This window comes from Methanophagales archaeon (genome assembly GCA_021159465.1).
GTDB lineage: Archaea > Halobacteriota > Syntropharchaeia > Alkanophagales > Methanospirareceae > G60ANME1.
Map to the genome: position 1 here is coordinate 1 of JAGGRR010000259.1, position 2,851 is coordinate 2,851.

The window sequence follows — 2,851 nt, forward strand, 5'->3', positions numbered from 1 at the left end:
CAAGCTCAGGATTTATGCTCTTGTCAATTATCGCCAGCATCTATACGCGTCACACTGTCACACTGTCACACATGCCTCCATAAACCTTCGCTTTATCTGTTCAGGACTCAACTTTATGTTGTCAGTATCCTGATTGCCCGGTTTCACTATCACATGAATGAATCTTGGACCTTTATGCTGGTATAGATGCTCAAGTGCGTAACGCAGCTCATTCGCTGTATGCACCTTCACTGTATTCTCTATACCAGCCGCTATCGCCATCAATTCCATGTCCACCACTGTATACGCATCCGTCAACTGGTCTCCTGTGCTTCCCAGTGTTCCATTATCCATACAGAAGATGGAGAGATTATGAGGCTCTTCTGCCGCTATTGTGGGTAATACGCTCGTTGTTAATAGGCTGCCATCACCATCCAGTACAATTACTTCTCTCTTTGTACTCAATGCTAGCCCCAGACCTATCGCAGATGCCTGACCGTAACTACCAAGCATATAAAAATTCAGCGCCCTATCCCTGATCGCATACAATTCCTTACTTGGTATTCCTATATTTGTGACTACACATTCACCATCTAAAAACTCAGCCACTATTCGCATCGCTTCATAGCGCGTCATCTCCCCATCTCGAATCTCCTTCTCATAACTCACGCATCGCTTCTTATTTCGCTCGGGAAACGCATGTTCGAGCTCTTCACTATCACTTTCACTTCCGGTCCATATCGCGGGCGATAACAAAGCTACACATGGGCTACTATTCTCATACGCCTCTTTAATAACCTCATCCACCGCTCCTATCCTCTCGCGGGTTCTTATCTCCTTGTAGGGAATACCCAATGCACGTAACGCATCTGGTAGAGCTTTATTAAATGGTATCTGCGCTGGTATATCCTCGTTATGAACACCACGCCAGCTGCTTAAAATTGGTAGTGGCAATCTGTAAGTAACCGAAAGAGATAGCAATGCATTGAAACAGTTGCCCAGACCCGAGCTCTGTATGATCATCGCTGGCTTCCCCCCACCGAGATATGCTCCTGCACTTATGCCAACCCCGTCTTCTTCCTTGTTCAATCTTATAGCCTTGAGCTCTATATCTGAATGTACAAGCTCTAAAAGACGCCTGATTCGACCACATGGCAGTGTACTCACTACATCTATCCCGTTACTTCTCAATATCCCTATCACTTCTTCTTCCATCATTATCATCATAACAAAACAATCAGTAGAACTGCGTTCTTCTCAATATCTACTAAAAAACCTTTCTTTCAAAAAAAAGCTTCACCAAAGAAACATTATACTTTAGAGTCTAAAAGTTATATCAGAGATGAAAAAAATGAATGGGCATGTCATATTTGGATTTTGCATCATAACCCTCTTGCTCTTGAGTTCGTCTTCTTTTTTCTTCTTATCAGCAAATCATGATGTAAACCATGAACAGGTACAGGTACAGGAAGAAAGCGAAAAAATCATCCCTATCTGCAACCGCGAATATTTCGATTATTTACATGCAGAGCTTCAAAACGCTTCTCAATCCATTCATATTGTACAATTTCAAATGCGATACTATCCTGGTTATACGGGCAGTCATTCGAATATGCTCTTAGACGACCTGATAGAAGCGAATAAAAGGGGAGTAGATGTAAAAGTCATGCTTGAGGGCGGGGAGGATTTTTTAGGTGAGAATTTCACTGAATACCAGACAAAAGCCCGAGAATATCTTGAGAAAGGTGGTGTAAAGGTGAAATTCGATGGAAAAGGGGTTACAACTCATGCAAAACTCATTATAATAGACGAACGAGTCGTAATTCTCGGGTCCACAAACTGGAACTATTACTCGTTAGACCGAAACAACGAAGCTTCTGTATTGATAAAGTCGAATGAAGCTGGTATATACTACGAGAATTATTTTGAGAAATTATGGAACCAATGGAACATAAAGATAAATGAATTTATGCCAGACCCTGCTGGAAGCGATGATGCAAATATGCCAAAGGGGGAATGGGTTGAGCTTTATAACGTCGGTGAAGCGAATGTAAACGTAAGCGGCTGGGTTCTTTATGACTCTAATAACTATCATGAGCTATATATAACGCCATCAAATACAAATACCGGAGATACAATTGTTCCTGCAAATGGGTTTTTACTTGTTTACAGGAATGGAGATGACGATTTCAGCCTCAATAACCGCGGGTATGAAGAAGTGAGGCTTTATGATGGCTATCCTCCTTCCAGAAGCACAGCTATTGATATTGTTTCTTATACTGGCAGCGAGGAGAACAAATCATGGGCAAGAATACCCGATGGAACCGGGAACCTTTCCATTAGCAAGCCAACACCGGGTCTGAAAAATGCCCTGAATATGAATATGAATACTAATAAACTGTTCGACACAAACACATCAAAAAATCCATATCCAAGCATCTTTGGCACGCATAAGGGTACAATCACGCCAAACCAAACGATAAAAGTCTCCAGGATGTTCACATACTCATGCCCCGGCACAGGCGGTCATTCTGAATACGTGGCTTTCTTTAATGCAACAACAGGAGACAAGATAGCGAATGGCACATGGAATGGTTATCAAGGAGCAGGTGATTACCATTACATCGTCTTTGAAAACCCGTTTTTGCTGAAGAAGGATGCTACTTACAACTACACTATTTGTACCGGCTCTTATCCGCAGATTCATCATACCGATAATCTTTCAACACCCGCGGGATTCATAACCTGTTCAGAGTTTATAGATTCAAATGGGCGTTCGTATAACAACTGGATACCGGCAATAAGGTTGGAGGGCAGTTACTCAACTTGAAATATGACTCTGTCAGAGATATAAAAGCGAATCCCGAAGCAT

General features: G+C 42.1%; 2 protein-coding genes. One reads left to right on the forward strand and one right to left on the reverse strand.

All coding sequences use genetic code 11. From position 1 onward, the window contains the following. Positions 1–57: 57 nt before the first annotated feature. Positions 58–1,197, reverse strand: coding sequence for a sulfopyruvate decarboxylase subunit beta (gene comE / locus J7J01_10525; GenBank protein ID MCD6211293.1), 1,140 nt, complete (start codon positions 1,195–1,197; stop codon positions 58–60). A gap of 133 nt (positions 1,198–1,330) precedes the next feature. Here comE and J7J01_10530 point away from each other — a divergent pair, with 133 nt between their 5' ends. After that, positions 1,331–2,809, forward strand: a complete 1,479-nt coding sequence (locus J7J01_10530) for a lamin tail domain-containing protein (protein MCD6211294.1) — start codon at positions 1,331–1,333, stop codon at positions 2,807–2,809. The last annotated feature ends 42 nt before the right edge of the window (positions 2,810–2,851 follow it).

Excerpts from the sequence above, each read along its gene's own strand:
- comE (MCD6211293.1), bottom strand. The coding sequence starts at position 1,197 with ATGATGGAAGAAGAAGTGATAGGGATATTGAGAAGTAACGGGATAGAT.
- J7J01_10530 (MCD6211294.1), top strand. The coding sequence starts at position 1,331 with ATGAATGGGCATGTCATATTTGGATTTTGCATCATAACCCTCTTGCTC.